This window comes from Paraburkholderia sp. BL18I3N2, from assembly GCF_003001875.1.
Lineage (GTDB): Bacteria > Pseudomonadota > Gammaproteobacteria > Burkholderiales > Burkholderiaceae > Paraburkholderia > Paraburkholderia phytofirmans.
In genome coordinates, this window is the sequence record NZ_PVNC01000003.1 from 225,276 (window position 1) to 251,620 (window position 26,345).

Annotated in this window: 27 protein-coding genes; 8 read left to right on the forward strand and 19 right to left on the reverse strand. The window is 61.2% G+C overall.

Features of this window, described 5'->3' with window-relative positions:
• Positions 1 to 82 precede the first annotated feature (82 nt).
• From B0G75_RS10665 to B0G75_RS10710, 10 genes are all read right to left on the reverse strand, one after another.
• Positions 83 to 835 carry an SDR family NAD(P)-dependent oxidoreductase gene (locus tag B0G75_RS10665; RefSeq protein ID WP_106304300.1) on the reverse strand — a complete coding sequence of 251 codons (753 nt, stop codon included), beginning with the start codon at positions 833 to 835 and terminating at the stop codon, positions 83 to 85.
• 271 nt (positions 836 to 1,106) lie between these two features.
• Complete coding sequence (locus B0G75_RS10670; RefSeq protein ID WP_106305596.1) at positions 1,107 to 2,108, reverse strand: LysR substrate-binding domain-containing protein; 1,002 nt, start codon at positions 2,106 to 2,108, stop codon at positions 1,107 to 1,109.
• Between the two features lie 232 nt (positions 2,109 to 2,340).
• Positions 2,341 to 3,111, reverse strand: a complete 771-nt coding sequence (locus B0G75_RS10675; protein WP_106304303.1) for a pyrroline-5-carboxylate reductase — start codon at positions 3,109 to 3,111, stop codon at positions 2,341 to 2,343.
• Between the two features lie 44 nt (positions 3,112 to 3,155).
• Positions 3,156 to 4,649 carry an aldehyde dehydrogenase gene (locus B0G75_RS10680; RefSeq protein WP_106304306.1) on the reverse strand — a complete coding sequence of 498 codons (1,494 nt, stop codon included), beginning with the start codon at positions 4,647 to 4,649 and terminating at the stop codon, positions 3,156 to 3,158.
• A gap of 17 nt (positions 4,650 to 4,666) precedes the next feature.
• A complete protein-coding gene (locus B0G75_RS10685) occupies positions 4,667 to 5,998 on the reverse strand; it encodes an FAD-binding oxidoreductase (RefSeq protein ID WP_106304309.1) in 1,332 nt (443 codons plus the stop codon).
• Positions 5,999 to 6,003: 5 nt separating this feature from the next.
• Positions 6,004 to 6,894, reverse strand: a complete 891-nt coding sequence (locus tag B0G75_RS10690; protein WP_106304312.1) for a dihydrodipicolinate synthase family protein — start codon at positions 6,892 to 6,894, stop codon at positions 6,004 to 6,006.
• 137 nt (positions 6,895 to 7,031) lie between these two features.
• A complete protein-coding gene (locus tag B0G75_RS10695) occupies positions 7,032 to 8,333 on the reverse strand; it encodes a serine hydroxymethyltransferase (protein WP_181309223.1) in 1,302 nt (433 codons plus the stop codon).
• 79 nt (positions 8,334 to 8,412) lie between these two features.
• The gene (locus tag B0G75_RS10700; RefSeq protein WP_106304315.1) at positions 8,413 to 9,294 is read right to left on the reverse strand and encodes a glycine betaine ABC transporter substrate-binding protein; all 882 of its coding nucleotides are present in this window, start codon (positions 9,292 to 9,294) and stop codon (positions 8,413 to 8,415) included.
• Between the two features lie 38 nt (positions 9,295 to 9,332).
• A complete protein-coding gene (locus B0G75_RS10705; protein WP_106304318.1) occupies positions 9,333 to 10,229 on the reverse strand; it encodes a proline/glycine betaine ABC transporter permease in 897 nt (298 codons plus the stop codon).
• Positions 10,226 to 11,515: a glycine betaine/L-proline ABC transporter ATP-binding protein gene (locus B0G75_RS10710; RefSeq protein ID WP_106304321.1), complete on the reverse strand. Its 1,290-nt coding sequence runs from the start codon at positions 11,513 to 11,515 to the stop codon at positions 10,226 to 10,228. Before B0G75_RS10710 ends, B0G75_RS10705 begins: the two co-directional genes overlap by 4 nt.
• A 573-nt stretch (positions 11,516 to 12,088) precedes the next feature.
• Here B0G75_RS10710 and B0G75_RS10715 point away from each other — a divergent pair.
• The 5 genes from B0G75_RS10715 to B0G75_RS10735 all read left to right on the forward strand — a co-directional run bounded on the left by B0G75_RS10715 (position 12,089) and on the right by B0G75_RS10735 (position 16,069).
• On the forward strand, positions 12,089 to 13,021 hold the full coding sequence (locus B0G75_RS10715) for a LysR substrate-binding domain-containing protein (protein ID WP_106304324.1): 933 nt from the start codon (positions 12,089 to 12,091) through the stop codon (positions 13,019 to 13,021).
• A gap of 119 nt (positions 13,022 to 13,140) precedes the next feature.
• A complete protein-coding gene (locus tag B0G75_RS10720) occupies positions 13,141 to 14,397 on the forward strand; it encodes an SRPBCC family protein (RefSeq protein WP_106305602.1) in 1,257 nt (418 codons plus the stop codon).
• A gap of 78 nt (positions 14,398 to 14,475) precedes the next feature.
• Positions 14,476 to 14,871 (forward strand): cupin domain-containing protein, encoded by a 396-nt coding sequence (locus B0G75_RS10725; RefSeq protein ID WP_106304327.1) that lies wholly within the window; start codon positions 14,476 to 14,478, stop codon positions 14,869 to 14,871.
• A gap of 173 nt (positions 14,872 to 15,044) precedes the next feature.
• Positions 15,045 to 15,254, forward strand: coding sequence for a hypothetical protein (locus tag B0G75_RS10730; protein WP_106304330.1), 210 nt, complete (start codon positions 15,045 to 15,047; stop codon positions 15,252 to 15,254).
• Positions 15,255 to 15,370: 116 nt separating this feature from the next.
• Positions 15,371 to 16,069 (forward strand): SDR family NAD(P)-dependent oxidoreductase, encoded by a 699-nt coding sequence (locus B0G75_RS10735; protein WP_106304333.1) that lies wholly within the window; start codon positions 15,371 to 15,373, stop codon positions 16,067 to 16,069.
• A 20-nt stretch (positions 16,070 to 16,089) separates the two neighbouring features.
• Here B0G75_RS10735 and lhpH read toward each other — a convergent pair whose 3' ends face one another.
• The 5 genes from lhpH to B0G75_RS10760 form a co-directional block, all read right to left on the reverse strand.
• Complete coding sequence (lhpH, locus tag B0G75_RS10740) at positions 16,090 to 17,097, reverse strand: trans-3-hydroxy-L-proline dehydratase (protein ID WP_106304336.1); 1,008 nt, start codon at positions 17,095 to 17,097, stop codon at positions 16,090 to 16,092.
• Between the two features lie 33 nt (positions 17,098 to 17,130).
• Positions 17,131 to 18,252: a branched-chain amino acid ABC transporter substrate-binding protein gene (locus B0G75_RS10745; protein ID WP_106304339.1), complete on the reverse strand. Its 1,122-nt coding sequence runs from the start codon at positions 18,250 to 18,252 to the stop codon at positions 17,131 to 17,133.
• A 126-nt stretch (positions 18,253 to 18,378) separates the two neighbouring features.
• Positions 18,379 to 19,089, reverse strand: coding sequence for a 1-acyl-sn-glycerol-3-phosphate acyltransferase (locus B0G75_RS10750; protein ID WP_106304342.1), 711 nt, complete (start codon positions 19,087 to 19,089; stop codon positions 18,379 to 18,381).
• 189 nt (positions 19,090 to 19,278) lie between these two features.
• The gene (locus tag B0G75_RS41845) at positions 19,279 to 19,488 is read right to left on the reverse strand and encodes a hypothetical protein (protein ID WP_308705775.1); all 210 of its coding nucleotides are present in this window, start codon (positions 19,486 to 19,488) and stop codon (positions 19,279 to 19,281) included.
• A 228-nt stretch (positions 19,489 to 19,716) separates the two neighbouring features.
• A complete protein-coding gene (locus B0G75_RS10760) occupies positions 19,717 to 20,964 on the reverse strand; it encodes an MFS transporter (RefSeq protein ID WP_106304345.1) in 1,248 nt (415 codons plus the stop codon).
• A gap of 383 nt (positions 20,965 to 21,347) precedes the next feature.
• Between B0G75_RS10760 and B0G75_RS10765 the strand changes: the two genes are divergently transcribed.
• Complete coding sequence (locus tag B0G75_RS10765) at positions 21,348 to 21,620, forward strand: hypothetical protein (protein WP_106305608.1); 273 nt, start codon at positions 21,348 to 21,350, stop codon at positions 21,618 to 21,620.
• A 58-nt stretch (positions 21,621 to 21,678) separates the two neighbouring features.
• Here the strand turns inward: B0G75_RS10765 and B0G75_RS10770 are convergent, their stop codons facing one another.
• Complete coding sequence (locus B0G75_RS10770) at positions 21,679 to 21,996, reverse strand: hypothetical protein (RefSeq protein WP_106304348.1); 318 nt, start codon at positions 21,994 to 21,996, stop codon at positions 21,679 to 21,681.
• A 775-nt stretch (positions 21,997 to 22,771) separates the two neighbouring features.
• Between B0G75_RS10770 and B0G75_RS10775 the strand changes: the two genes are divergently transcribed.
• Complete coding sequence (locus B0G75_RS10775) at positions 22,772 to 23,098, forward strand: H-NS family nucleoid-associated regulatory protein (RefSeq protein WP_012427555.1); 327 nt, start codon at positions 22,772 to 22,774, stop codon at positions 23,096 to 23,098.
• A 261-nt stretch (positions 23,099 to 23,359) separates the two neighbouring features.
• Here the strand turns inward: B0G75_RS10775 and B0G75_RS10780 are convergent, their stop codons facing one another.
• Complete coding sequence (locus B0G75_RS10780) at positions 23,360 to 23,881, reverse strand: low molecular weight phosphatase family protein (protein ID WP_106304350.1); 522 nt, start codon at positions 23,879 to 23,881, stop codon at positions 23,360 to 23,362.
• 226 nt (positions 23,882 to 24,107) lie between these two features.
• Complete coding sequence (locus tag B0G75_RS10785; RefSeq protein WP_106304352.1) at positions 24,108 to 24,308, reverse strand: hypothetical protein; 201 nt, start codon at positions 24,306 to 24,308, stop codon at positions 24,108 to 24,110.
• A 433-nt stretch (positions 24,309 to 24,741) separates the two neighbouring features.
• Here B0G75_RS10785 and B0G75_RS10790 point away from each other — a divergent pair, with 433 nt between their 5' ends.
• Positions 24,742 to 25,419: a gamma-glutamylcyclotransferase gene (locus B0G75_RS10790; protein WP_106304354.1), complete on the forward strand. Its 678-nt coding sequence runs from the start codon at positions 24,742 to 24,744 to the stop codon at positions 25,417 to 25,419.
• 4 nt (positions 25,420 to 25,423) lie between these two features.
• Here B0G75_RS10790 and B0G75_RS10795 read toward each other — a convergent pair whose 3' ends face one another.
• Positions 25,424 to 26,101: a J domain-containing protein gene (locus tag B0G75_RS10795; RefSeq protein ID WP_106304356.1), complete on the reverse strand. Its 678-nt coding sequence runs from the start codon at positions 26,099 to 26,101 to the stop codon at positions 25,424 to 25,426.
• Positions 26,102 to 26,345 lie beyond the last annotated feature (244 nt).

Genomic DNA, 26,345 nt, shown 5'->3' on the forward strand with positions numbered 1-26,345 from the left:
AGAGCGCGCACGGTCGGCGGCTCTGCGTTTTCTTATCTTGCGGACCGCTGCCGATTTCAGGCGCGCGTCATGCCTCGGCACCTCAGTACGTTGCGCGCCCGCCGGATAGATCGAATACCGAACCAGTGCTGAACGCGCAGTCCTCGGACGAGAGCCACAGAATCAGCGACGCCGCTTCTTCGGGCATCAGAAAGCGGTTCATCGGAATCTTCGAGAGCATGTAGTCGATGTGCTGCTGCGACATCGAGTCGAATATCTCGGTTTTGGCCGCGGCGGGCGTGACGGCATTGACGAGAATGTTCTTCGTCGCGAGTTCTTTGCCGAGCGATTTGGTCAGGCCGATGAGGCCTGCCTTCGAGGCGCTGTAGTGCGAGGCGTTCGGGTTGCCTTCCTTGCCGGCCACCGACGCGATATTGACGATCCGGCCATAGCCCTGCTTGAGCATTTGCGGCACGACCGCGCGGCAAGTGAGATACGGGCCGATCAGGTTGACGTCGATCACGCGGCGCCAGACGTCGGGTTCCAGCTCCCACGTAGTGCCGTTGCCGCCGGTGATGCCGGCGCAATTGATCAGCACGTCGATCGCGCCGTGATCGGCGACGGTTTGCGCCACGGCCTGTGCGACTGCGGCTTCCTGCGTGAGTTCGACGGAGACCGCCGTGACTTTGCCCAGTTCGCTAAGCTCACGCTGGCTGCGCGCCAAGCGTTCGGCGTCCACGTCCCATAGCGCGACCGATGCGCCCGAGTTCAGCGCCCGTTGCGCGACCGCGTAGCCGATGCCACGGGCGCCGCCGGTAATGGCGACGACGCGCCCCTCCAGATCGATTCGATTCATCGCTGTGCTCCTGTGGCAGGCCTGAACGGCGTGCCTTCGTGTTGTTGTATGCCGGCTGGTTGTGGTGTCAGTGCTGCGGGTGCTTGCGCTGACGGTTCAGCCAATATACGAGCGGTGCGATTCGCCAACAATTCGAGTATTGGAGGGGGCGATAACAAAAGTGGATCGGCGGATGCCAGGCTAAGCGCGGCTGGCCCCGCCGCTGGCCCTATTGCGGCGGCAGTCTATCGCGCACGCTGGACCACGGACCGCCGTTCAGGGAGCGAAAACCCTACTGCGCCGCAACGGAAGGCACGCCGGGCCACTCTTTCATCATCTCGTCGACCTCGGCGCCGATCCACTCGCGGAACTTCTCGTATTCCGGACGGCTCCTCGCATTCTTGTGGGTGATGACGTAGTGGTGTCTGTCGTGAAAGACGAGCGCATCCTGCACAGGGCGCACCAGCGTTCCTTCGTCGATCTGACGATGCACCAGGTGATGCCAGCCGAGCAAGGTGCCTTCGCCGGCCTGCGCCAGCGATACCAGCAGCCGATAGTCGTTGCTTTCGAAATGCTCGCCCAGCGCATATCTTTCAGAGCCGTCGCCCTGCTGAAACCAGTTGCGCCACACGCGCCAGTCGACATGCTCGCAAACCTGCGCACGGCCCAGCAGAGACAGATGCAGCGTGGGCTGCATCAAAAGGTCCAACGGCTTGAGCGCCTTGCTCTGAAAATGACTCTCGAAGAACGCCCGGCTGCAGACCGGATAGACGACATCGTGAAACAGCGGTTCCACGTCGTACTCGGGCTCGCGCGGCGGGTTCTTCGTGATGATGACGTCCGGCTGCATGAGCTCGTCCAGCTCCATGAAGTGCTCGGTCACCGTCACGTTGAGTTTGATTTCCGGGAATTTCCTGCGAAAACGCGGCAGCCTGGATGACAGCCACAACGCGGAAAACGTATGCGAAATACAGATGTTCAGCACGTGCTTGTCCGAGCGGCGCACCACTTCGGCGGCCTCGGCGATATTCATGATCGACAGGTACGAGGCGTTGTACAAAATACGGCCGGCGTCCGTCAACGCGATGTGCCGGCCGGTCCGTTCGAACAGCGCGACGTCCAGCGTATCCTCGAGTTCCTTGATTTGCCTGCTGATCGCCGCCTGCGTCACGCACAGCACATCCGCTGCCTGGGTGAAGCTCTCGTAGCGCGCGGCCGTCACAAAGCACCGCAATGCACGGAGCGACGGCATTTGCGCCAATAATCGGTCGGCAAACAGTTGCTTCTTCTGCATGTTCATCACCTTGAAGGCGGTCAAACGTGGGGAGACCGCAAACCGGCAGCGGACAGTCATTGGGAGGTCGGGCCGACAATAGTCACAGCGCGTCGCCTTCGGCGGTACCCCCAGTGCGTCATGCCGATCATTCTGGGCTTCGCCCGACGCGTCGGCAAGTGCGGTCAACCCGCCTCGGCGGGCGCCGTCGACTCGCCACGCGAACGCATCACGAAGGTGAAAGGCGCCGGAACTACGTCCTTCCTTCGATGCGGCCCATCACGTGGTCCAGCGCGTCGCTGTAGTGCGAGTACGAGCCTCGGCGCGAGAGTTCGGTGTGGAGTTGTTCGTTGATTCCGCCGGGTGTCATGGATTGCTCCACCAGCACGGAGAACGGTTGCGCGCGTTCGACCGCGTCGTTGGCAAGTCCGGCGCAATAAGCGGAAAGATACGCCCTCGCCGAGTCGTACTCGACGCCTTGCTTGACCAGCCATGCCGCCTGCGTTTCTAGCACCGCGTAGAAGCTCGCCATGGTCGCGGTCACTGCCGACAACGCATCGAACTTTCTTTCGTCGTCCACTTCGACCGCGGCGCCCACAGAAGCGAACAGGCGCCGCGTCACTTCGTGCGGCGGGCAGATCGCCGTGCTTCCCCTGGCGGCTGCGACCGCGGGCAACGGTATCGCGCGAACCACGGTGCCGCCGCTGCGGGTCATCCGCCGCACGTCCGCTATCGGGATGCCGGCCATAAAGCTGATGATAGTGTGGCGCGCGGTGAAGTGGAGCCCCTCCAGCACTTCCGATGCGATTTGCGGCACCACGGCGAGGCACGCCACGTCACAGGAATCGAGCACCTCCTGATTGCTCCGGCAAACGGAAATACGCGCATCCAGCGCGGCAAGCGCGGCGGCAGTTCCGGCATTGCGCGGCGACAGGGTAATACTTTCGAAAGGCGCGCCCACCCGAAGCAGGCCGGTGACGATCGCCCGCGTGATGGTGCCGGTTCCAATGAATCCTAGCCGCATAGTGTGGTCGTTTCCTGAGATGGTCAGCGCTCGCCGTGTCGTGGTTAGTCGAGCTTCAGCCAGGTGGTTTTCAGCTCGCAATACTGGTCGTGTGCATAGACCGACTTGTCCCGTCCGCCGAAGCCCGACTGCTTGAAGCCGCCGAACGGCGTCGACAGATCGCCTTCGCCGAAGCAGTTGACCGTCACCGTTCCCGCGCGGATTCTAGCGGCAACCTTGTGCGCGTGGTTGACGTTATCGGTCCACAACGAGGCGGCCAATCCATAGCATGTATCGTTGGCGATCTGGACGGCTTCGTCGATGTCGCTGTATTCGATGATGCATAGCACCGGGCCGAACACTTCATCGCGTGCGATGCTCATGTCGGGCGTCACGTTATCGAAGATTGCCGGCTCGACATACCAGCCACCGGTGTCCGCCAGAACAGCATTGCCGCCGCAGACGAGTCGCGCGCCCTCCGCCTTGGCCCTTTCGATGTGGTCGAGTACCTTTTCATAGTGCTTCTGCTCGATCAATGCGCCGAGCTTCACGTCGGGGTCGAGCGGATTGCCGGTCTTCCACGCTTCGAGGACATGCCTGATTTTTTCCAGCAGCGCGTCCTTCATGCCGCCATGCACCAGCAAGCGCGAACCGGCGCTGCAATTCTCGCCCATGTTCCAGAACGCCGCGGCGACCGCTTGCTCCGCGACGGCGTCGAGATTGGCGACGTCGGGCAGTACGACCTGCGGATTCTTTCCACCGCATTCGAGAATGACCCGCTTGAGGTTCGAATCCGCTGAGTAGTGAAGAAACAGCTTGCCGGTTTCGGTGGACCCCGTGAACGCGATCAGGTCCACATCGGGGTGGCGGCCCAGCGCTTGCCCGGCGGCCTCGCCGAATCCCGTAACGACACTGAACACGCCCGCAGGAATGCCGGCTTCCAATGCGAGATCCGCAATGCGCAGCGTCGCGAGTGAGGTTTGCTCCGCGGGTTTCACAATCACGCTATTGCCGACCGACAGAGCCGGTCCGATCTTCCACGCGAGCATCAGCGCCGGGAAATTCCACGGCAGCACAGCGCCGACGACGCCGATCGGCTCGCGCGTAATCATGCTCACCACGCTACTGCCCGAAGGCGAAAGCGCGTCGTAACGCTTGTCGGTGACTTCCGCGTGCCAGCGAATGCAGGCGGCCGACTCCGGAATATCCAGGCCCAGACATTCCGAAATCGGCTTGCCGGCTTCGAGTGCTTCGAGCGCGGCCAATTCGTCGATGTGTTCTTCGATCAATTGCGCGAGCTTGAGCAGCACGGACTTGCGCTGTGCCGGTGCCGCTTTCGACCACACGCCGGAATCGAATGCCTCGCGCGCGGCAAAGACCGCGCGGTCGACGTCCTTTTTCTCACAACGCGCGATGTCGGCAAGCAACTTGCCATTCGACGGATTCAACGTCTGAAACGTCTCACCGGATGCGGCCTGACAACGCGCCCCGGCGATCAAGGCGCGCCCGTCCAGCGACAATGCATCGGCCCTTTGCTTCCATTCCTCAAGTGTCGTCATTTCGTATCCTCAATCAATTAAAGTTCGACGCCCGCCGAGAACTCCTTCACCCAGATCGCTGCGGAAACCGCAACGTCGGCAATGGGGCGCATGGGCAACGGGCGCGGCTTCGGTTGTCGTAGCAGTTGCTGAGTCATGTCGTTCGTCATGCCCAAGGCAAACTCGGCAATGACCTTTCCCGATGCGGAACCTCGGCTGAGCCCCAGGCCGTTGCACCCGATCGCGTGATACAGGCCGTCCTCCCGCTTGCCGAACAGCGCTCCGCTATTCGCGGACAGACAAAGCGCGCCGCCCCACGTGTATTCCAGTTCGACGTTCTTGAGCATCGGGAAGCGGCGCTCGAAGGAACGTTGATGCAGATGTCTCGCTTTGCGCAAATCCGCCTCTGAAACCTCCAGCCCCGGCCGGAACGCGAAGTGATTGCGAATGCAGACGCGGTCCGTATTCAAGCGGCGCACGGTGGTCCCCATCGGGTCCGCCGGAATCAGCGCCCACGAATTGATTCCGCCGAGCGCCTCGATCTCGGCCTGCTTCATGACGCAGCTCATCGAGGCGAAGGTGTAGACCGGCAGCAATCCATTCGGATGCTCGCCAAAAGTCGCCGCGTAAGCATTGGTGCAAAGAATCACCTTAGCGGCCGTGATCGTGCCTTCAGCAAAGGACAGCACCTTGCCGGAAGGCATGTGTTCGAGCCGCCTGACGGCACTGAGCTCGAACACTTCCACGTTCGACGGCATGGTTCGCGCGAGGCCACGCATCAATGCCGCGGGCTGCACCGTGCTGCAGCCGGGTGTAAATATCGCACTGTGATAGAACGACGTGCCGGTAACTTTCGCAATACCGGCCTCGTCGAGCCATTCGAAGTTCTCGTCGATACGCCGCAAGCCGTCAGCGAAGTGTTCGAGCGCCTCCTTGCCGCGTTTGTTCGCCGACGCGTGGTATTTTCCGTCGTCGCGCCAGTCGCACTCGATGCCCTCTGCGCGGACGATCGCCCGTACGTAGTCGATGCCGTGGCGCTGCATCCGCACGTCGGCCTTATCCGCGTCGACACTTCTTGAATAGCTTTCACTGCTGATGTCGTGTGGCAAGTCGACAAAGAAACCCGAATTGCGCCCTGCGGTCGAGCGGCCAATACGATCCGCCTCGACGAGCGCGACGGATGCCTCCGGCGCCAACTCGGCCAAACGCCGAGCCGCGCAAAGCCCTGTGATTCCCCCGCCAACCACCACGAAATCAAAGCGCCTGTCGCCGCGCAATGTCTTCACGGCGGGTGGCGCGGGCAGACTTTCCCACCAGCCATTCACACCGTCGGCAGCGGGAAGACGAGCGAATTCCAGTCTCGAGGTCATGCAAATCAGCGTCCCTTGCGCAGCAGCGGCTGCACGAGCTTCGCGAACTCGCGGCGCTCGTCGTCCGTGAGCGTGCCGAGCGGCGCGCGCGCGTTGCCCACTTGTGTGCCCGCCAGTTCACAGCCGTAGCGCACATACTGGATAAACTTGCCGCTTCGCTCGAGCAGTTCCAGAACGGGCAGCAGTTGCGTCATCAACTCGCGACCGGTTGCGAAGTCGTTCCGTTTGACGCAGGCTTCGAGCATTTCGACATGCACTTCCGGAAGGAAATTCGCTGCACCTGCAACCCAGCTCCGCGCACCCCAGACGAAGAACTCCAGCGCCTGGTCGTCCATGCCGCAGCTCAGCACGAGCTTGCTCCGGAAATGCGTGGCAAGGTGATGCAGATGCGCGATGTCGCCGGTGCTTTCCTTCATGGCGACAAAGTTGCGGCGCTCGAGCAGTTCCGCGAGCACGCGGTCGCTAATGTCGGTGCCCGTGCGCGCCGGAAAGTTGTAAAGCATGATGGGCATGTCGAGGCTGTCGTCGACCGCGAGCAGGTGCTGCAACAGCTCGTCCTGGGTCGGTTGCGCGTAGTATGGCGCGGCTACCAGCAACGCCGAAAGCCCTGCCTTCTTCGCTTCCTGTCCCAGTCGCAACACTTCACGTGTTGTCGTGGCGTTGATTCCCGCCGTCAGGAACGTCTTTCCGCCCGCCGCTTCGGCCACTGTATGAAACGTGCACACACGTTCCTCGAAACTGAGCGCGTAGTATTCGCCAGTCGTGCCGCCGACGCCGAGACCCGACAGGCCTCGTCCGGCGAGGTCGAGCGCGTGTTGCCCAAGCAGGTCATGGTCGATTTCGCCGTCGGCTTTGAACGGCGTGACCAAAGGCGCATGTACTCCCTCGAAGCTCATCAGTGTCTCTCCCAATTCGAACTGTCACTGCAATGTCGTCGTGAAGGCAAACTGTGCCGTTCATTGCAGCGACGTAATGTTGAAAATCAATGCTGCGGATGCGCGGCACGGTTCGGCTGACAATGCCCGCACCCGCCTTAAACCAACGTTTCCGCGTGCGAGTAAATCGGAAAATGGTTGCATATATCGCGAACGCGGCTGCGCACCGAACGCTCGACGAGTTCATCGCCGGCCGGCTGTTTTTCCAGCGCCGACAGGACTTCGAGAATGAGCGCGCCCACTTCCTCGAACTGCTTGACTCCGAAGCCACGCGTCGTGCCAGCCGGCGTGCCGAGGCGAATGCCGGATGTCACCGTCGGGTTTTCCGTGTCGAATGGAATACCGTTCTTGTTGCAGGTAATGCCGGCGCGTTCAAGCGCCTTTTCCACTTGCGTGCCGGTGAGTCCCTTCGGGCGTAGGTCGACGAGAAGAAGATGGTTATCGGTGCCGCCGGTGACGAGGTTGACACCGCCCAGCTTCAACACTTCACCCAGTGCCTGCGCGTTTTGCAGAACGTGCTCGATGTAAGTCGTGAACTCGGGACGCAAAGCCTCGGCGAACGCCACCGCTTTGCCGGCAATGACATGCATGAGCGGGCCGCCTTGCAGACCGGGGAACACGGCGGAGTTGATTTTCTTCGCGACGTCGGCGTTATTCGTGAGAATGAAGCCGCCGCGCGGACCGCGAAGCGTCTTATGTGTGGTGGACGTCACCACGTCCGCGAAACGCACCGGGTTCTCGTGCCGGCCGGCAGCGACGATGCCGGCAATGTGCGCCATGTCGACCATCAACAACGCGCCGACGCTGTCGGCGATCTCCCGGAACTTCGCGAAGTCGAGCGCGCGCGGATAGGCTGAATAGCCTGCGATGATTAGTTTCGGACGATGCGCCTCGGCAAGACGCCTGACTTCGTCATAGTCGATGCGCAGCGTGTCCCGGTCGACGCCGTACTGAACCGCGTTGAACCATTTGCCGGACAACGCCGGGCGGGCGCCGTGTGTCAGATGGCCGCCTGCGTCGAGCGACATGCCGAGCACCGTATCGCCCGGCTTCAAAAGCGCGAGCATGACCGCGCCGTTTGCCTGAGCGCCGGAATGCGGTTGCACGTTGGCGAATTCACAGTCGAACAATGCCTTGACGCGATCGATCGCGAGCGCTTCGATACGGTCGACGTGTTCACAGCCGCCGTAATAACGCTTCGACGGGTAGCCTTCGGCGTACTTGTTGGTCAGGACGGTTCCCTGCGCTTCCATCACTGCTGCCGACACGATGTTCTCGGACGCAATCAGTTCAATCTGGGACTGCTGGCGACGCAGTTCCAGCGCGATTTCCGACGAAATCACCGGGTCACGGTCTTGCAGGCTCTCTGAAAAGAATCGAACGTTATCGTTCACAGACATACTCCGTGCTAGTCATAAAGCAATATTTCGTGGCGCGCCGACTCGGGCATCAGCGCTCGTACGCGCCTGGGTTCCGACGTTACTTCTCCAGCCACGCTTTCAATTTGTCCGGGTGCGCGTCGACGAATTTCTTCGCCGCGGTGGCGTAGTCGTTCGTGCTGTTTCCCTCGAACTCGATCGCTTCCACGTCGGCGAGCGTCAGCTTGAAATGCTTCATGAAGACATCCGCGCGCGGGAATTTGGCGGCGAACTGTTTGGAGCCGAAGGCATGGACCTGTTCTTCCCCGCCCAAGGTGCCTTTCGGATCTTTCAGATAGCGCATTTGCCACTTCTGGAACAGCCAATGGGGACTCCAGACCGTGGCGACAATCCACTGTTTTGACTGGTACGCGCGCTGGATCGACGCAAGCATCCCTGCTTCGCTCGAAGATTGCAGGTTGTAGCCTGCCAGGTTGTATTCCTTGATGGTCTTCTCGGATGCCTGCATCAGACCTCCGCCGGGTTCGATGCCTTGAATGGTGCTGTTCAGTTTGCTCTTGACGTCCGGCTTGTTGAGATCGGCGATCGACGACAACTCGGACTCGGGCACATACGCCGGAACCGCCCAGCCGTTTTTCCCGCCGGTATAGATGATGCCGACGTCGTCCATGTCGTTCTTGTACTTCGCGTAGTACATGCCGTGCGTGACCGGTAACCACCCGCCGACCATCAGATCGACGTCGCCGCGAGCGACGCCTTGATACTGGATGCCGATGTCCGCCTGAACAAACTGCACAGGCTGCTGCAGTTTCGTCTCCATCACATACTTCGCCACGTTCGCAACGGCCAGTACGTCCGCCCAGTTCGTGATCGTAATCTTGAGCGGGTCAGCCGCCATCGCTGCGCCGCTGTAGAGGCCGAAGGAACAGAGTGTGGTTGCGGCGAGCTTCACCACATACGATTTGAGAATTCCGGTGTTCATCTGGTACTCCTTCCCTATTGAAAGAATTTGCTGTTTTGTTATTGCGTAGCCGCGGGTTTGTTTGCCGTCTCGCGCACGGCACGCTTCGACGTGCGCGCCTTACTCTTCTTCTTGATGGATTTGACGCCGAAACTTTCAGTCAGGCGGTCGAGAATGATGGCGAGCAGAACGACACCGAGTCCGCCTTCGAAACCAATGCCGATGTCGAGCCGCTGAATTCCGCTAAGCACGTATTCACCCAGGCCGCCCGCGCCGATCATTGAAGCGACCACGACCATTGACAGCGCCATCATGATGGTCTGATTGATGCCGGCCATGATGGACGGCAACGCGTTCGGGAGTTGAATCTTCCAGAGCAGCTGCGAGTCGGTGCTGCCAAACGAGCGCCCGGCTTCCATCAGCTCTTCCCGCACCTGCTTGATTCCCAGCGTGGTGAGGCGAACCACCGGCGGCATGGCGAAGACGATCGTCGCGATCACCGCAGGCACGCGGCCGAGCCCAAACAGAATGACCGCCGGAATCAGATACACGAACGCGGGCATGGTCTGCATGAAATCGAGCAGTGAGCGCACGATCACTTCCACGCGAGCGTTGCGCGCGCCCCAGATGCCGAGCGGAATACCGATCAGCAAACTGCAAAGCGTCGCCGCGATCACCAGCGCGAGGGTCGACATGGTTTGCGCCCAAAGTCCCATGTAATGGATGACCCCGATCGCGATGCCGACAAAGGCTGCGAACACGAACCCTTTGCGCCACTGCGCGAGTGCGACCAGCGCGACCAGCATCACGACGAAAGGAATCGCGCCGAGACCGTCTTCGAGAAGCTTGACGACCGCGCCCAAGGCCGCGGAAAACGCGTCGAAGCCGCCGCGAAAATGCTGGAACAGAAAGTTGACCGCGTTTTCCGCCGCGCGCCCGAAAATTGACGAATTCATGACGCCCTCCGTTCCATGACCTGTTTGAGAATCGTGCGGCACGACACGACACCGGTAAGTTTCCCCGCCGCGTCGACGACCGGCACGTCGTGTTGCTGGCCGAGGGCGATGTTCGAGAGTTCGTGCAAGTCGGCATCCGACGACACCGCGACCATGTCGCGCAGCAGCGCATCGCGAATCGGTCCGCTTCCGCATTTGTGCAAGGACGCAGGCGTGACGCAGCCCTGATAGCGGCCGGCTTCATCGCAGACGTAGCCGCATTCCACGCCGGCGTCGATAAGCTGATTCAGATACCGGTCCGACGACGCGCCGCCGTCGCACGAAATCCGCGCCCGGTCGACGTTCGAGAGAAAACTGGAAGCCTTGAGAAAGCGCGACACGTCGACATTGCGGAAGAAGTTGCGCACGTAGTCGTCGGCAGGCGTCTGGATCAGTTCAACCGGCGTGCCGACCTGAACGAGCCGGCCATCTTTCATCACGCCAACCCTGCCGCCGATCTTGATCGCTTCTTCGATGTCGTGCGAAATGAAGACGACGGTCCGCTGCTCTTCTTTCTGCAGGCGCAGCAGTTCGTTCTGCATTTCGAAGCGAATGAGCGGGTCGAGCGCCGAGAACGCTTCGTCCATCAGAAGCACGGACGGGTTCACGGCGAGCGCGCGAGCGAGCCCCACGCGCTGCTGCATGCCGCCCGACAGTTCGCCCGGATAGAGCTTTTCGTAAGAACCGAGACCGACGCGCACCAGCGCGCTTTGCGCGACCTTGTACCGTTCCTGCTTCGTGAGGCCCGCGACTTCGAGGCCGTACGCGACGTTATCGATCACCGTGCGGTTGGGCAGCAGCGCGAATGACTGAAAGACCATCGCCATCTTTTTGCGTCGTACTTCACGCAGTTCCGGCGTGGACATGGGCGCGATGTCGCGACCTTCCAGAACCACCTTGCCGGAAGTCGGTTCGATCAGGCGATTCAACAGGCGAACCAGCGTGGACTTTCCGGAGCCGGAGAGTCCCATGATCACAAAGATCTCGCCTGCCCGGACACTGAGACTGACGTTGTCGACCGCCACCATGTTGCCGGTCTGTTTGAAAATCTCGTTGCGCCCGAGGCCCTGCTGCAATAACTCCGCTGCGCGCTCGGGTTTCGGACCGAAAATCTTCGAGAGGTTTTGAACCTTGAGAATTTCATTCGCCGGCACGGTTGCGGATGCTGCAATCGAAGACGTCGTGCTCGACGTGGCGACGCGTGGGTACACCGCCTCTTCCGACGCGAAGGTGAGGTTTGGGGTCATTCTGTCATTCCAACTGGCAAGTTCGAAAAGCTGGAGGCCCCGTATCGAGTCGCCGGTGCGCAGAGCAATACGCGCGCTTCAGCGGTCGTGTGCGGGTCAGGGATGAGCGTTGCGGCTGCCGGTGATTCGCGCGCCTTGGGCCATTTCTGGAAACCATGGCCGCAAGCGTCGCGGAGTCGCATAAATCACGACTTTCCTCCCGACACTTAACATTTTCGACCGCCGAATTGGGCATCTCCAATGTTTGTTGCGTTAATGACAGCGTACATCGCCAATTACCTTCAACCAGCTACATTTTCTGTGCCCTTTGCCATACCTACGGTTATGCATGGCTGACGGCAAGCGCCTGCGAAAACTGCCGGATGCGCTGAAACAGCCGGTGAGCAAGGCTTTTGGGCCGACGCGTTCGCGTGCCCACGAACAAGGCCAAACCGGGCGTTAAGGGTAACCACCAAGCGGGGCGATTCACGCCGCTCGCTTATCTTCCGAAGTCATTGCTCGACTCTTACCGGCGGCTCGCAATGCACGCATTGCCGCTTCCCTCACAGGCTTCTCCCACACCACAAGCAAAAGATGAAAGCGGCAACTGAAGGCGCAAAAGGTTATCGGAGACTCATACCGTCGCTGACGGCTTTGGTCGAATTCGAGGCTGTCGCGCGGCTGAGCAGCTTTACGTTGGCCGCGAATGAGCTTGGGGTCACGCAAGCGGCCGTGAGCAGGCAGGTAAAGTTTCTGGAAGAGTCGCTGCGTGTCCGCCTGTTTCATCGGCTGCACCGGTCCATCAAACTGACGAGCGAGGGAGAGGCGCTCTACGTCGTGGTCGCGGAATCGATGCAACGCATTGCGGGTGCCTTCGACCGGCTCGCGAGCGGAACCGAGGAACAGGAACTGGTTCTTGCCACCACCGCAGCCTTTTCGCATTTCCGCGTTCTGCCCAGGCTTCACGCGCTGAGGCTTCTCGAACCTCAGTTGAAGCTTCGTTTGACCACGCAGATGTTCACCGCCGACCTGCGCCACAACGACGTGGACATCGCCGTGAGATACGGCAACGGGAAATGGCGGGACGGCACGTCTTCGCTATTGTTCGACGAAGAAGTGTTTCCAGTTTGTTCGCCCGCGTGGTTGCAAGCAAATGGCTCGCCGCCGTCGCTCGCCGACCTCGCGAAGGCTGCGTTGATCGAGTCCGACTCGACGTCCGAAGGCTGGATGGGTTGGGAAGCGTGGTTCCAGTCGGCGGGATTGCGGCCGCCAAAATTGCATTACGCACTGCGCTGCAGTCTTTACACCGATGCGATTCAGGCCGCGTTGCAGGGACAAGGCGTTGCGCTCGGCTGGCACAGGTTGCTGGGCGACCTGCTCGATAGCGACCAGTTGATACGCGTCCCCGGAGCGTCCGTTAAGGTCGGCGATGCGTATTTTGTCGTGATCCCTCACGGCCGCACGATCACGCCGACGACCCACAGTGTGATCGACTGGCTGCGCGGCGAAACGCCGGCCTTCGCATGAAGTGCGGTAATGCGAGAAGAAGAATAAAGCGCGTTGACGGTCTATTTCGTCCCTTGAATACTGGATTCGTAGCGTGGATGCAGCGGCATCACGACAGTCAGGCATGCAAGGGGCAATCGATGCCGGTAGCAAAGCTGAAAACACACAGCGAACTGATCCGCGGTCGCCGGCCTGGACACGGCATGCCCGGCGAGCTTTTCGGACGCGATGACGTGTTCGAAACGGACGTCGATATCTTTTTTCACAAGCATTGGATTCTTGCCGGCGTCACGGCAGACGTTCCGGAACCCGGCGACGTATCAGCCGTCGATATCGGCCTAGCCTCGATTCTCATCGTGCGCGATGACGACGAAAACGTCCGGACGTATCGAAACGTTTGCCGGCACCGGGGAGCGCGGCTCAAGGAAGCGGGCAAATCCACTGTCGGCATGCTTGTGTGTCCGTACCATCAGTGGACGTACGATCTCGACGGGTCCCTCAAGCACGCGACCCACATGGGCGTCGACTTCGACCATACTTGCCGCAGCCTCATTCCGGTGAAGACGCACGTTGTCGGCACGCATATTTTTGTGTGTCTTTCGGACGATGCACCGGACGACATCGCTGTCCTCGAAGAGGCGATGGCGCCGCGTTTCGCTCCGTATGACCTGACGCACACCCGAATCGCTCACGAGACGGAGATCATCGAAAACGGAAACTGGAAGCTCGTGATGGAGAACAACCGCGAGTGCTATCACTGCAACGCAACTCATCCAGAGTTGACAGCGTCTTTCCTTCCGGAGGATTTCGGATTCTGCCCGCAGGGATTGAGCGAGGAGTCGCAACGCGCGCTGGACGCCCACCATGCGCGCAATGCCGCGAGTGTCGAGAGTTGGGAGAAAGACGGCCTGATTTGCGAGGCGATCGAGAAACTCGATCCGGCGAGCGTCACGGGTTTCCGTTCGCAGCGCCTGGTTATCGCGGGTCATGGCGAGTCGCAAACCATAGACACCAAGGTTGCAAGCACCAGGTTGTTTGGCGATATACAGCGCCGTGACCTGGGCGATGTGCACATGTGGACGCACAACTCGTGGACGCACGTGATGAGCGATCACGCGGTTATCTCGTACATCATTCCGCTCGCGCCCGACAAAACGCTGGTTCGCACGAAGTGGCTCGTCCACGAGAACGCGGTCGAAGGCGTCGATTACACGCTATCCACACTGACGCAAGTGTGGGTCGCAACCAATGCACAAGACGCCAGGCTGGTCGCGATCAACTATCGCGGCACTCAAGACCCCGCGTATGAACCGGGTCCGTTCAATCCATTTACGGAAACGTATCTCGAACTGTTCGCCCAGTGGTATGCAGCGCGGCTGCAAGCACACGGCTTTTGATCGGACGCTTACGATGATGCTCGACGCGCGGCCAGAACTTGCCGCAATCGATCGACACGCATCGCACCAGGAAACTCAATGAATTCATCGAAAATCACCGGGATGCCGACAGTTGGTTTCGCCGCTTTCGCCGGCCGGCGCCACTACAAGATTCATGACGACGATTGGCGTCCGCTGCAAATCGGCGGCACGGACATTCCGGGCTATTTCTGGATTTCACTGTCGGACGATGAGGAAGGCGCGTGGTCCAGCTACTGGATGAAAGTCGCGCCGGGAGCCCAGGGCCCCGCACATCGCCACGATACGACCGAGTTGATTGTCGTTGTGGAAGGCGTCTTCACCGATAGCGATGGCGTCAGTTTCCAGCCCGGCGATGCGCTGACTTACGCGGCAGGCTCCAGCCACGCGAGTTCATCCGCGAGCGGTTGTGTCGTTCTGGTCGTCGCAAGAACGGGTTCCAGTCTGGTCGATTGAATCACGCCGCGCTCACCCATCCAACCCCTTTAAGTTTATTATTTTTGCACTTGCACAATCGCTCCATCGCGTCCGATACTGGTTTTGCCCGCGTTCTCTGCTGCGGGTGCATCAGTCTTCGCCCGTCCCACGCGGGCTCTTTCGAACGATGGATGCGAACGTCAGGAGGCGCCATGGAAGTCTGCGATGGATGCTCCGATATCGACGGCCTGCCAGTCGATGTGCAACGGCAGGAAAACCTCACGCTGATCGGCGTCGCGGAGTGCAACGGCACGCTGGCCCTTGAGCACTATCGCTGCGACAAGTGCCGAGCTGTTATCGCCAGACGGTTCACAGGCAATTCCGACGAAAGGATCTGGAGCGTCATCGAAACGTCAGGTTGAGCACGCAGCGCCGCCCTCCGCCATCCCGGTGCATTTCACGGTGAACGCCTACAATCAGCAAGGCATGACGCGGCACACCCACGCCGCGACGCTTCCCTGTTGATTCCGGAGGAACCATGAGTCGAACTGAGACTGCATTGATTGTCGGCGCGGGCAAGGGCTTGAGCGCCTCGCTCGCGCGCCTGTTCGCGGCGGAGGGCATGCAGGTCGCGCTCGCCGCCCGCGACACCAGCAAGCTGACGGAACTTGTCAACGAGACGGGCGCCCTGCCCGTAGCTTGCGACGCCAGTCAACCGGACCAGGTCACTGCCCTCTTCGAGCGTGTGGAGAAAGCATTCGGCGCTCCCGATCTCGTGGTCTACAACGCGAGCGGCCGCTATCGCGCGCCACTCGAAGCCATCGAACCGCAGAAGCTCGAAGACGCCTTCAAAATCACCGCCATCGGCGGCTTTCTCGTCGCCCAGGCCGCAGCGGTGCGCATGTTGGCGCGCGGCCACGGCACTGTCCTGCTGACCGGCGCAACGGCCAGCGTGAAAGGACTGCCCGGCTCGACCCCGTTCGCCATGGGCAAATTCGCGTTACGAGGCATGGCCCAATGCATGGCGCGCGAGTTGGCGCCGAAGAATATTCACGTTGCGCATTTCGTGATCGACGGCGGCATTGCCAGCAGCGCGAGAGGTCCGGAAGACGGCGACGCCGACGACAAATGGCTGGACCCCGACGCGATTGCCAGGGAGTACCTTCACATTCATCGTCAACACCGCAGCGCGTGGACGTGGGAAGTCGAACTCCGCCCGTGGGTCGAACGGTTCTAGGCGCCGTTTCTCGTCCGGTCCTACCGAACGAGGAACCCGTGGGCGAGCGGATCCCGCTCGTCGATGATCCAGGTCGCGAAGCCGCAGACAAAAGCATTGCCTTCGACTTCCGGAATGACGGCCTTGAAATCACCCACCGTCGTTTCGCTCAGGACACGCCCTTTGAACACGGTGCCGATAATGGACTCGTTCACGAGGGTGTCGTCCTTGCCGAGTTGTCCGCGCAAATAAAGCTGCGCGACCCGGCCGCCCGTTCCGGAGCCGGTGGGTGAACGGTCCACCTCGCGGTCGGCGAACACGCAGCAATTGGCTTGCGTCGACCCGGCATGCCGCGGCGCATTCGCGATGATGGTGCCGTAGATGTGGTTGATCTCGGGAATGTAGGGATGCTCGACAGGAAACGCCTTATTGGCCGCCTGCTTCACCTCGGCGCCGAAGCGGATGAGTTCTTCCACTGACGACTCCCGCACCGCGAGACCATGCGGCTCGCCGTCGGTGTAAAAATAGAACGCGCCGCCGAACGCGATATCGCCTGTCACCGAACCGAACGACGGTGTCTCGACGGTCACGTCCTGCTTCCAGATAAACGACGGCACATTAACAAAGCGAACGTTGCCGGCGTGCTCGCCATCCCACTTCACGAATGCTTCGATGAACCCGCACGGCGCGTCGATACCGATGCGCGTTTCGGGTATCTCACGCTGAACCCAACCCAGTTCGACCGCCGCCGTCGACAGCGCGATAACACCGTGGCCGCAATGGTCGCTATACCCTTCGTTGTGAAGGAAGATGATGCCGAAGTCGGCATTGGGGCTGACCGGTTCCGTCAGATACCCGCCGTACATATCGGCATGCCCACGCGGTTCGAACATCAAAGCCTTGCGGATATCGTCGGCGTTTTCCTTCAGCCATGCGCGCCGCTTGACGATCGTGTCGCCGGGCAGACGCGGCAAACCGCTGGTGACAATGCGGAATGCCTCGCCGCCGGTGTGAACTTCAACGGTCTGAATGGTGCGTGAAATTTTCATGTCTGCTTCGTGAAGTGGATGGGCCGCCTGCCTTTACTGGCCGTAGGGCGTCGGCAAGCCGTTCTTGATGACGTACACGGTGGTCGGCGCGCCCTTCAGGTCGCCGTACTCGTCGAACGAATAGGTGCCGGCGACGCCCTTATAGTTTTCCTTCGCGAGCTGCGCGGTCAGCTTGGCCTTGTCCGTTGTCGTGCCCGCTTTCACCATCGCGTCGGCCAGCAACTTGACGCCGTCGTAGTAACTCACGGCGTAGACCTGCGTATCGATGTTGTAGGCCGCCTTGTATTTTTGCAGGAACTCGCGGCCGGCTGCTGTCTTCTCCAGCGCAATGCCGCCCTGCGCACAATAGACGATCGAGGCCGCCTCGCCCGCCACCTTGCCCATGTCGGCCGAGCAGATGCCGTCGCCGCCGAGCAGCTTCGCCCTGAGTCCGCGCTGGCGCATCTGTTTGGCCATCGGCGCGCCCTGCGCCGCATAGCCGCCGAAGAAAATCACGTCGGGATTCTTGGCCTTGATGGTCGTCAGAATGCCGAGGAAATCCGTCGCCGACGAGTTGGTGAACTCCTGCTCGATGATCTGGATGCCGTTCGCCTTGGCCTCCTTCACGAACTGCTCGGCGACACCCTGACCATACGCCGTGCGGTCGTCGATGACAGCGGCCGTTTTGGCCTTCAATGTCTTCGCGGCGAACTGTCCCATCGTGCCGCCGAGTTGCTCATCGCTCGCGCCGATCCGGAAGATGTTCTTGAAGCCCTGCTTCGTTAGCGCCGGGTTCGATGCGACCGGCAGCATCGGCACATTGCCGGTGTTGTAGACGCGCGATGCCGGAATCGCCACGCCCGAGTTATACGGTCCGACCACGGCGACCACGCCGCTGTCGACCAGTTTCTGCGCGACTTGCACACCGATTTTCGGGTCCGCCTGGTCGTCTTCCGAGTCCAGTTTGAAGGTGACCTTCTGACCCGCGACGGTGACGCCCGACTTGTTCAGCTCGTCGATGGCGAGCCGTGCGCCGTTCTCGTTGTCCTTGCCGTTCGGCGCCTGCGGACCGGTGAGCGGCGCCGAATGACCGATGGTTACTACGACCTGGGCACTCGCGGACAGGGTGAAACCAGCGGCCATCAATGCGGCCGCAGTCATTGCAAGACGTCGCATACCGAACTCCGATTGGACTAGGGAGCAATCACCATATGCTCAATTGGGTTCCAGTTCAATCGAGCGGTACGCCAGGCCAAGGCATCGGCAAATGGTCCGCCGCGTCACGTGTGGGCTCGACAATCCTCAAAGCCGCAACAGTTCGTTTTTCATCCACTCGTGCACCGCGTGACTCAATTCCTGCTGCGTCATGTCTTGCGGCGACAGCGGCGGCCCGACCACCACGCGGATATGTCCGCGGCCGTCCGGCCAGCCTTTGGTCGGCCAGACCTTGCCCGCGTTCAGGACCACGGGAACGGCCGGCACGCCGGTCGCGCACGCCAGCCGGACGCCGCCGGACGTCATCCGCAACGGCGCATCGTGCGCGACCCGGGTGCCCTCGGGGAAAATGACGACGACATCGCCCTTGGCCAGCCGCTCCGCGCTTTCCTTCGTCACAGCCTGGTGAGCCTGTCGAGCGGAGCCGCGATTCAGGCTGACCATGTCGAGGCCACGCAACACCCAGCCGAAGAACGGAATGCGCAGAAGTTCCTCCTTGAACACGAAACTGACTCGGCGCGGAAAAAGTGCGAGAAACGCGAGGGTTTCCCACGTCGACTCATGACGTGACAGGATGATCGCCGGACCGTCGGGAAGATTGTCGAGCCCGTCTATCGAACATGAAACGCCGGGCAGCCAACGCATGACGAAAACCAGTGCGCGACACCACTGCCTCGCGAGCCAGTATCGTCCCGCACGTCCGACAAACGGAAACAGGAGCAGGATGATGATCGAATACAGCGTGCCGCTACCGAGGAGGTAGACGATAAAAAGCCATTTGGTGAAAGTTGAGCGCATCGGGACCTGAATCGGGGGAAGCAGCGGAAGATTTTCATGGTAACGCGTTGGGGCTGCGACGTGAGCGATACGTTCGGTCGCGTGCGGAAGAGACGTGGCGGGAGCTTCCGCTGCTCACAGACGGATTGAATTCGGCTTGCCTTCGCGGCTCTTTATGCCGCATCCGCTTCGGGAAGACAACCAGCGCACTCAGAACGGCCCGCGGCTCGCAAGGTTGGCATATTCGTCCTTGAGCGTTGCGATGCGTCGCCGGTACGCGTTGAGCAGACACGACTGATTGCCGCCGCATGCTTTTCTGGACGTCAGCCACACCTGCTGCTCGTCCTGCATATTGCCTCGCGCGCCCATCGCGACCAGGCCCGTCAGCATCTGGTAGCGCACGGCCATTTCGACGTCCATCTCGCTCAGCCGCCGTGACGCGCATATGGCCTTTTCATCCGGCAATCGCGCCCGGCCGCAGTCGAAGCTGGCAGCAAATGCAGTAGCGGAACTGAGCGTGACTATCGCGAACAGCGCGCACCGCAAGCGCCGTTTGATAGCTGGATTCCGTTGTCGATTCATCACTCTTTTGCGTTCCGGTTGAATTTCCGCGAGCATGGTCTGAGCGGCCGAACCTATGCCTGGCAACTATTCCGTGCACGCCGGGCAAGCCACCGCTTCGGCGGCGACCTTCTGCTCGCTGCGGCCGAAGCTCGCCAGCGCGGCGAGCCCCAGCAACGCGAGGCCGCTACCGAGCAGAAAGTCGGCGGAAATCCCCACATGGTCGACCACCACGCCGCCCACCAGCGACCCCAGCGCAATCGCCACCTGAATGATGCTCACGAACAATGCCGAGCCGGCCTCGGGCGAATCCGGCGTGGCGCGCTGAATCCAGATGCTGAAGCACAGCGGCAACGCGCCGAAAGAGATGCCCCACGCAAGCACCAGCGCCACGACGCCGATCGTCGAATGCCGCAGTAGCGGCAGCAAGACCAGTGCGAACATCAACAGCGAAACCATTGCGCCGACCGACACTTTCAGATTGCGCGTCACCGTCGACGAAACGGCGAAGTTCGAGAAGAACCCGATGATGCCGAATCCCAGCAGCAGCCACGTGATGGTCGACATGTCGAGATTCGCGTTGTGCAGCAGGAAAGGCGTGATGTATGTGTACGAGGAAAAATGTGCGCCGAAAACGAGCGCCACCATCAGCATGCTGCGGCGCGGATGCGGCCGGCGCAGCAGCGCCACCAGATCGCGCAGACGCAGCGCGGCGGTCGACGGCAAGGACGGCACGAAGAAGAACTGTGCGACCAGCGCGACCGCGACCAGCACGCCGGTCGCCATGAACGACACGCGCCATGATGCGAAGCTCGCGATGAACGTGCCGAGCGGCACGCCGATCACCGTGGCGCACGTCACGCCGGTGAGAATCGTGGCCATGGCCCGCGCCGAATCCTTCGGTTTCACGAGACGCCCCGAGGCCGCCGTGGCCAGCGTCCAGAATCCGCCCAGCGCGGCGCCGAGCAATGCGCGACCGACCAGCATGCAGAGAAAATTCGGTGCAAACGCGGAGATCAGATTCGACGCCAGCAGCAAAGCCGTGAGCAAAAGAAACACTCGCCGGCGATCCATGCGCCCCGCCACCAGCATCAGACCCGGCGCGGAAATGGCCGCGATGACGCCGGGCACGGTGACCATCAGGCCGGCGGTGCCGGGCAACACGCCCAGCTCCGCGGCGACGCGCGGCAGCAGTCCGACCGGCAAGAACTCCGTCGTCACGAAAGCGAAAGCGCCGATGGCGACAGCCATGACAGCTAGCCATGAACGCAGGGACGACGAGGCGCCATCGTCCAGCGAGGCCGTGCTCGCGGGCAGATTGTCTTCAATCAACATAGTATTGTTTGCGAGTCTATTAACAACGGGTGGGATTGGAGCGGCCGCACCGCGCTAATCCATTCGCAGACCGGCGGCACGATTGAAAAAGCAGGCCATATGGGCCTGCTTGCCGGAGGTGACGCGATTGCAGTCTGGAGAATCAGCGGGTGAAAACCCGAATAGACCACACCATAACATCGTATTAAATCGCTCGCTGACTGCTCCGGAAAATTGCAGTCGGGCGTGGGGTTATTGATGCGGATTTCGTGCTCGATTCACAGCGCGGGAATGACGCGGCAGGCGCTGCGAAGCGCGAACGTCAGTTGGGCACAGCGTTTGCTGAAGCGCACGTCAGCGTTTTTGACACGCGCTCATCCGCTCACAATAAGAGGACATCGCCCATGCTTACTACCCGCCCTTGCACCGCCACTTGCGTGATCGACGGCATGCCGCTCACCGTCACCTTCTATCCGGACAACGGCGTGTTGCGCATCGCGGACTCGTTGGGAGCCTGCATCAAGGAAACGCGCTGGCATGCGTCGTGGCGCGCACTGCTGGACGAATTGCGCGGATTCACTGAGGGCGCCGCAGTGGAAAGACAAAGTATCAACACGATGGTAGGTCGCTTCGCCGAGCGCGCCGATCACCCGCTAGACACGATGGCGCTCGCATAGAGGCGACTGACGGGAAGCGGTGCTCGTAATGCGCACCGCATTCCCAAAGACAGACCGGTCATTGGCCAAAATAGATTCTGCATTGCGGCGCGGAAGACGTGCAGCGCTGGCTCGGCGGACCTCCCGCCTCCGATTGCCCCGCGGCTACGCCGCCGTAGGACACGTTCTGCACCGGCTGGGCGCCGGGCATGCCCTGTCCCGATTCACTGAATGACATGTCGGTCGTCGCTTGCGCCGATTCGTTCGCGTTCTGTTGCATCAACGCGCGGCCCGACATGCCGGCACCCTGCTGGCCTTCGACGTCCATCGCGCCCGCCGTTCTCGGCGCCAGCAGGAACAGGGCGCTGGCCAGCGCCATCCATAATCGTAGTTTCATGTCCAGACTCCTTGAATCCGGCGCAGCAGTTCTCGTCCTCCAAAGAATTGATCCGCAAAAAAAGCGAGGTTGCCCAATGGGCTGACGGACGAGTCGATGTCGATGCGAACTGCCGCGGCGAGTCATCGAACTAAACGAGTAATGATTTGCCAGACCTGCAACCGATGTCGGACGCGTTCTCGCGGCTGACCGGAATCAGTCGCCGCAGGCTGGAAGCACGGATTTTGGCTCCGCTGTTTTCTTTTATAGCTCGGCCACTCAGGAATTCAATCGCGGAACACCCGGCCCGTTTGCCGCAGCCGAGGTAGTTAGTTGGAAGAGATTTGTACAAAATCACCCAAGCCGGTACGTGCTTTGGCCGCACAGTGCGTTATGATGCTGACATAACGTCAATAATCGGCCCCGCGCGCGAAGTACCGGCGAGAGACGGAGCGTGAAGATGAAACCGGCCTGTCGCAATTAGTGCATCGTCAATACCGTTTTTTCCCTTGTGGGCATGAGGCCTGGCGCGAGACACCCGCAGCCATCCTCGCCGCGCGGCGAAGCGCTTGAATATTCACTGATTGACACCCATGACATTGATTGGCGGCCGTGCCGGCTAATTGCTGCGCCGCGATATATGGAGCGACGTTTTCTAAACGCTGCCTTTAGAGATTCCTTCAATCGATAACCACACCGCGGGCCGTCCCCATTTATATGGATCGATGCTTTCGCGGATTTCCCTTGCAATCTGTAATTGACAGAACACCGGACGTTTTAGAAGGACGAATATCTTATGGACGAAAGGAAGCGAGATAGCATGATTGCGTATCTCCGCCATCGCATGGAAGAGTTTGGCATCAAACCCGAAGACCTTGCGGCAGTGCTGGCATCCGAACCGGCCGCGCAAAAGGCCGGACGCTACCGTAGCGCAACTGGAGATAGCTGGGACGGCCAGGGCGAAATGCCTCAATGGCTCAAACAGGCAATCAGCGCAGGTCAATCCATCGACCACTTTGAATTGTCGGCCGCGCCGGCGCCTGCCCCGCAGCCGAAAAAACGCGTGGACTGGCAGAACGACCCGTTCGCCGGAAGTCCGCTCGCGCGTTCGAACAATCGATAGATCACCGTATTATTCCGCCGCTAGCGTAAAGAAATCACCCCGCACTTCCTCCGTGGCAAACCGCCGTTCGGCGCGTCCGCGAGCACCCATGTACCTGTGCCATGCACACATGTGAGGCGTTGTCGCGTGCGCTTGTCCTGCGTTGTCCCCGCTGCGTCCCGTTGTGCCCATTTGCATCCGGCCGCCCGTGCCCGCCTTGATCTGGACAAAGCAGCACCAGGCACTATGGCGCGTTGCATTCCGAGCGCTCGCGCAATGCGTTCACGCGTCGCAAGTCGTAACGCGCTGCGACGAGGCACTCAATGCGGGGATCACAGCCGTTGCCACAGCGCCGGCCGGCGCTGCATATTGCGGCAGTTCGATAAACGCGCTCATCTGCCGCACGATCTGCCAGAACACCTTCTCGAACAGGCGCGCGCGTTCGGACTCGGCAACGTCGTGTGCGAGCGGATCGGCGAAGGCCCAGGTGCATGAGGCTGGCTCGCCTGGAAATGCGGGTGCGCGGCGGATGTCGACGGATTCGTCCAGCGCGACGACGAGGTCCATACGCGGCGCCCATTCACCGGTGAATTCCAGCCAGCTTTTCGGACTGAGAATGCCGAGGTCCGAGATGCCTGGCCGTAATTGCGCGACCGCGCATGGATGAACCCGCGCGGCCGGTTCCGGTCCCGCGCTGAACGCGTCGAACCGGTGTCCCGCCAGTTCCCGCAACAAAGCTTCGGCAATGATGCTGCGTGCTGAATTCTCGCGACAGAGAAACAGCACCTTGTATTTTCTGGTCACGCTTACCCCGTACCCGTGTTTTTTGTTTGTTTCTGTGTGCAATTCTGCCGGCCCAGTCTTGCGCCCTCGTGACACTACGATGTTCAAATTTGTTGCGCCACGAGAATTTGCACCTGGGCTTGCTCACTCACGGGCACAGCGCATCGCGCGTGCGCCGGAAATGTGCCAGCGCAAACGCCAAGCTTTCACTCAGCCTTCAATAGAGTCCGAGCCGGAATCGGGCATGTCACGCCGAGGCGTCGCTCTCGCGCCGGCCGGACACGATGCGGTTGGCCGCGTCGCTTCCGTCCGATGCCGCCGCGGGCGCAGCGTCGAACCTCATGGCCGCGGGCGGCGTGCTGATCGCCTTGACGCCATTGGCAATGCCGGGTGCCGCGACGTAGGGAATAAACGCCGCCACCGCAACTACTACGATGAAAGTGAACATGGCCGTCGTGCCTCTCTGGATTGACTGCGTGGAAGTCAAAGGAAGCAGGACCGCATGGCAATGAGCAGGCGTCGCTCTTCAAGGCGGCGTTCGGGCGACCCCGGCAACCCATGCTGCGGACGTTGTTATTGATTCTAGAAGTGCAAATTCGAACGCTAAAGCCTGCTCTCTATATCAATTCGGTCTACCTCTATGGTCTACCGGCCAAGGCGTCATTCGTCACACGGCTGCGGGTTCGGTGGTCTCCCAGCGCGACTCGCAGCAAGGACATGGCGCGTTGTGCGCGAGCCGATTGTGCTGCTGCCGGCGACGCACTATTTCCCCCAGACGGATTTATTCCGGCCAGTCCCGCCTGCATACTGGTGCTGACTTTTTATGCGCGCGCCATGTCGATGGCGAGCGCGAAGCGCCACCCCACGACGGAAATTACGGGATGCTGAACAGAAACGCCATTAGCTCGGGCGCCTACCTCGAAAGTTTTGAATCGCTGCCCAAAGACATGCTGTGGACGCAGGCGCAGATCGACGCGTCGCTCGCGCACACCATGCGGCAGCGTCCGGACAATGGCGATGTCTGGGTCTTCGCCTACGGCTCGCTGATGTGGAATCCCATCTCGGACTTCGACAGCCGCCGCATCGCGACCTTGCACGGCTGGCATCGCAGCTTCTGCATCCGCATGATCGCCGGACGCGGCACGCCGCAGCAGCCGGGCCGCATGCTCTCGCTCGAGCAAGGCGGCTGCACGCAAGGCGTAGCGTTGCGTCTGTGCGGCGAGACGCTCGAAGAAGAGCTGCGCATTCTCTGGATTCGCGAGATGGTGACGGGTGCATATCGTCCGACGTGGGCGCCGGTCACGCTCGAGGACGGCACCGAACTATCCGCGATCGCCTTCGTGGCGGATCACGGGAATCCGCAATACGAAGGCGACGCGCGAGCGCCGCAGATCGCGCCATTGATGGCCGTGGCGAGCGGTCTGTTCGGCACGAACGCGGAGTACGTGTTCAAGCTGCAAAGCGCGCTCGCGGACTGCGGCCTGAAGGATGCCTATATCGACGAACTCGTCGACGAACTCGCCGCCGAACTCGCACGGATCGCCGGACAACCGGCGTGATGCGTCAGAGCCGCAAGCCGTTGAGAAACTGGAACCAGAGGCCGCTCAGGGCACCGGCCGGATGCGTGTCGCCGACGGGCTCTTCGCGCTTGTCCTGATTCGCGCGGTGCCCTGGCGAACCCTGCGCGGCGGCGTCATCTTTCGCTGAAGCCGCTTCGGTCCTGACCGAACCGTCGACACTCTCAGGCGCAGCGGCCGCGACTGGTTCGGTCTCGGCCTTGGCCGTTTCGCGCCGCGCGGCTTGCAACGCCGACACGCTGTCCGCGATCTGCGCGGCTCGCCCCGCCTCGCATCGACGACCGAGCAGCACGCCGAACAGCACATCGCGGTTGTGGCCTTCGTCGGCGAAACGCATGGCGAGCGAGACCATCTCCGCATACGCGGCTTCGTCGGCAGCGCGCGCCGCCGCTTCGCGCTCGGCTTGCGCCTTCTGCTGGCGCGCGTGCTGCGCTTCCCAACTGCGCATCTGCTCGGCGTAAACCGCGTCGTAGACTTTTCGCTGCGCGGCGTCGGAGAGGATCGCGTACGCGTCCTTGATTTCCTGGAAGGTGGCGCGCGCGACGTCTTCAGCGCCGCTGTTGCGGTCGGGATGCCACTTCATCGCGGCCTTGCGATAGGCCCGCTTGATTTCTTCGTCGGTGGCGTGCGTGGGCACGCCGAGAGTGTCATAAAGAGTTGCCATTGCTTGTTCGACCTCGCCGTGATTGGCTTTGCGGACGATCGTAACATGCGGGAAACGGCTTTATCGTGAAGTGGCCCGGCCGCGAGACTCCCGGTCAGCGGATAAAAAAAGGCCCCGCCATTTGCGCGGCGGGGCCGAGTCCCATGTCAAGGAGGTGTCATGGAGGAGACGATTCGATCATAGCCGCGTGTCATCGCGCCCCCAAACAATGCTTCGCCATATGCTTATCCGACGCGGCTTCAGG

Excerpts from the sequence above, each read along its gene's own strand:
- B0G75_RS10730 (WP_106304330.1), top strand. The coding sequence starts at position 15,045 with ATGGAAGTCTGCGATGGATGCTCCGATATCGACGGCCTGCCAGTCGAT.
- B0G75_RS10690 (WP_106304312.1), bottom strand. The coding sequence starts at position 6,894 with ATGAGCTTCGAGGGAGTACATGCGCCTTTGGTCACGCCGTTCAAAGCC.
- B0G75_RS10670 (WP_106305596.1), bottom strand. The coding sequence starts at position 2,108 with ATGCAGAAGAAGCAACTGTTTGCCGACCGATTATTGGCGCAAATGCCG.
- B0G75_RS10715 (WP_106304324.1), top strand. The coding sequence starts at position 12,089 with ATGAAAGCGGCAACTGAAGGCGCAAAAGGTTATCGGAGACTCATACCG.
- B0G75_RS10785 (WP_106304352.1), bottom strand. The coding sequence starts at position 24,308 with ATGTTCACTTTCATCGTAGTAGTTGCGGTGGCGGCGTTTATTCCCTAC.
- B0G75_RS10790 (WP_106304354.1), top strand. The coding sequence starts at position 24,742 with ATGCTGAACAGAAACGCCATTAGCTCGGGCGCCTACCTCGAAAGTTTT.
- B0G75_RS10695 (WP_181309223.1), bottom strand. The coding sequence starts at position 8,333 with ATGTCTGTGAACGATAACGTTCGATTCTTTTCAGAGAGCCTGCAAGAC.
- B0G75_RS41845 (WP_308705775.1), bottom strand. The coding sequence starts at position 19,488 with ATGGACGTCGAAATGGCCGTGCGCTACCAGATGCTGACGGGCCTGGTC.
- B0G75_RS10685 (WP_106304309.1), bottom strand. The coding sequence starts at position 5,998 with ATGACCTCGAGACTGGAATTCGCTCGTCTTCCCGCTGCCGACGGTGTG.
- B0G75_RS10675 (WP_106304303.1), bottom strand. The coding sequence starts at position 3,111 with ATGCGGCTAGGATTCATTGGAACCGGCACCATCACGCGGGCGATCGTC.
- B0G75_RS10680 (WP_106304306.1), bottom strand. The coding sequence starts at position 4,649 with ATGACGACACTTGAGGAATGGAAGCAAAGGGCCGATGCATTGTCGCTG.
- B0G75_RS10760 (WP_106304345.1), bottom strand. The coding sequence starts at position 20,964 with ATGTTGATTGAAGACAATCTGCCCGCGAGCACGGCCTCGCTGGACGAT.
- B0G75_RS10700 (WP_106304315.1), bottom strand. The coding sequence starts at position 9,294 with ATGAACACCGGAATTCTCAAATCGTATGTGGTGAAGCTCGCCGCAACC.
- B0G75_RS10665 (WP_106304300.1), bottom strand. The coding sequence starts at position 835 with ATGAATCGAATCGATCTGGAGGGGCGCGTCGTCGCCATTACCGGCGGC.
- B0G75_RS10705 (WP_106304318.1), bottom strand. The coding sequence starts at position 10,229 with ATGAATTCGTCAATTTTCGGGCGCGCGGCGGAAAACGCGGTCAACTTT.
- B0G75_RS10765 (WP_106305608.1), top strand. The coding sequence starts at position 21,348 with ATGCTTACTACCCGCCCTTGCACCGCCACTTGCGTGATCGACGGCATG.
- B0G75_RS10750 (WP_106304342.1), bottom strand. The coding sequence starts at position 19,089 with ATGCGCTCAACTTTCACCAAATGGCTTTTTATCGTCTACCTCCTCGGT.
- B0G75_RS10770 (WP_106304348.1), bottom strand. The coding sequence starts at position 21,996 with ATGAAACTACGATTATGGATGGCGCTGGCCAGCGCCCTGTTCCTGCTG.
- B0G75_RS10710 (WP_106304321.1), bottom strand. The coding sequence starts at position 11,515 with ATGACCCCAAACCTCACCTTCGCGTCGGAAGAGGCGGTGTACCCACGC.
- B0G75_RS10735 (WP_106304333.1), top strand. The coding sequence starts at position 15,371 with ATGAGTCGAACTGAGACTGCATTGATTGTCGGCGCGGGCAAGGGCTTG.
- B0G75_RS10745 (WP_106304339.1), bottom strand. The coding sequence starts at position 18,252 with ATGCGACGTCTTGCAATGACTGCGGCCGCATTGATGGCCGCTGGTTTC.
- lhpH (WP_106304336.1), bottom strand. The coding sequence starts at position 17,097 with ATGAAAATTTCACGCACCATTCAGACCGTTGAAGTTCACACCGGCGGC.
- B0G75_RS10725 (WP_106304327.1), top strand. The coding sequence starts at position 14,476 with ATGAATTCATCGAAAATCACCGGGATGCCGACAGTTGGTTTCGCCGCT.
- B0G75_RS10775 (WP_012427555.1), top strand. The coding sequence starts at position 22,772 with ATGGACGAAAGGAAGCGAGATAGCATGATTGCGTATCTCCGCCATCGC.
- B0G75_RS10795 (WP_106304356.1), bottom strand. The coding sequence starts at position 26,101 with ATGGCAACTCTTTATGACACTCTCGGCGTGCCCACGCACGCCACCGAC.
- B0G75_RS10720 (WP_106305602.1), top strand. The coding sequence starts at position 13,141 with ATGCCGGTAGCAAAGCTGAAAACACACAGCGAACTGATCCGCGGTCGC.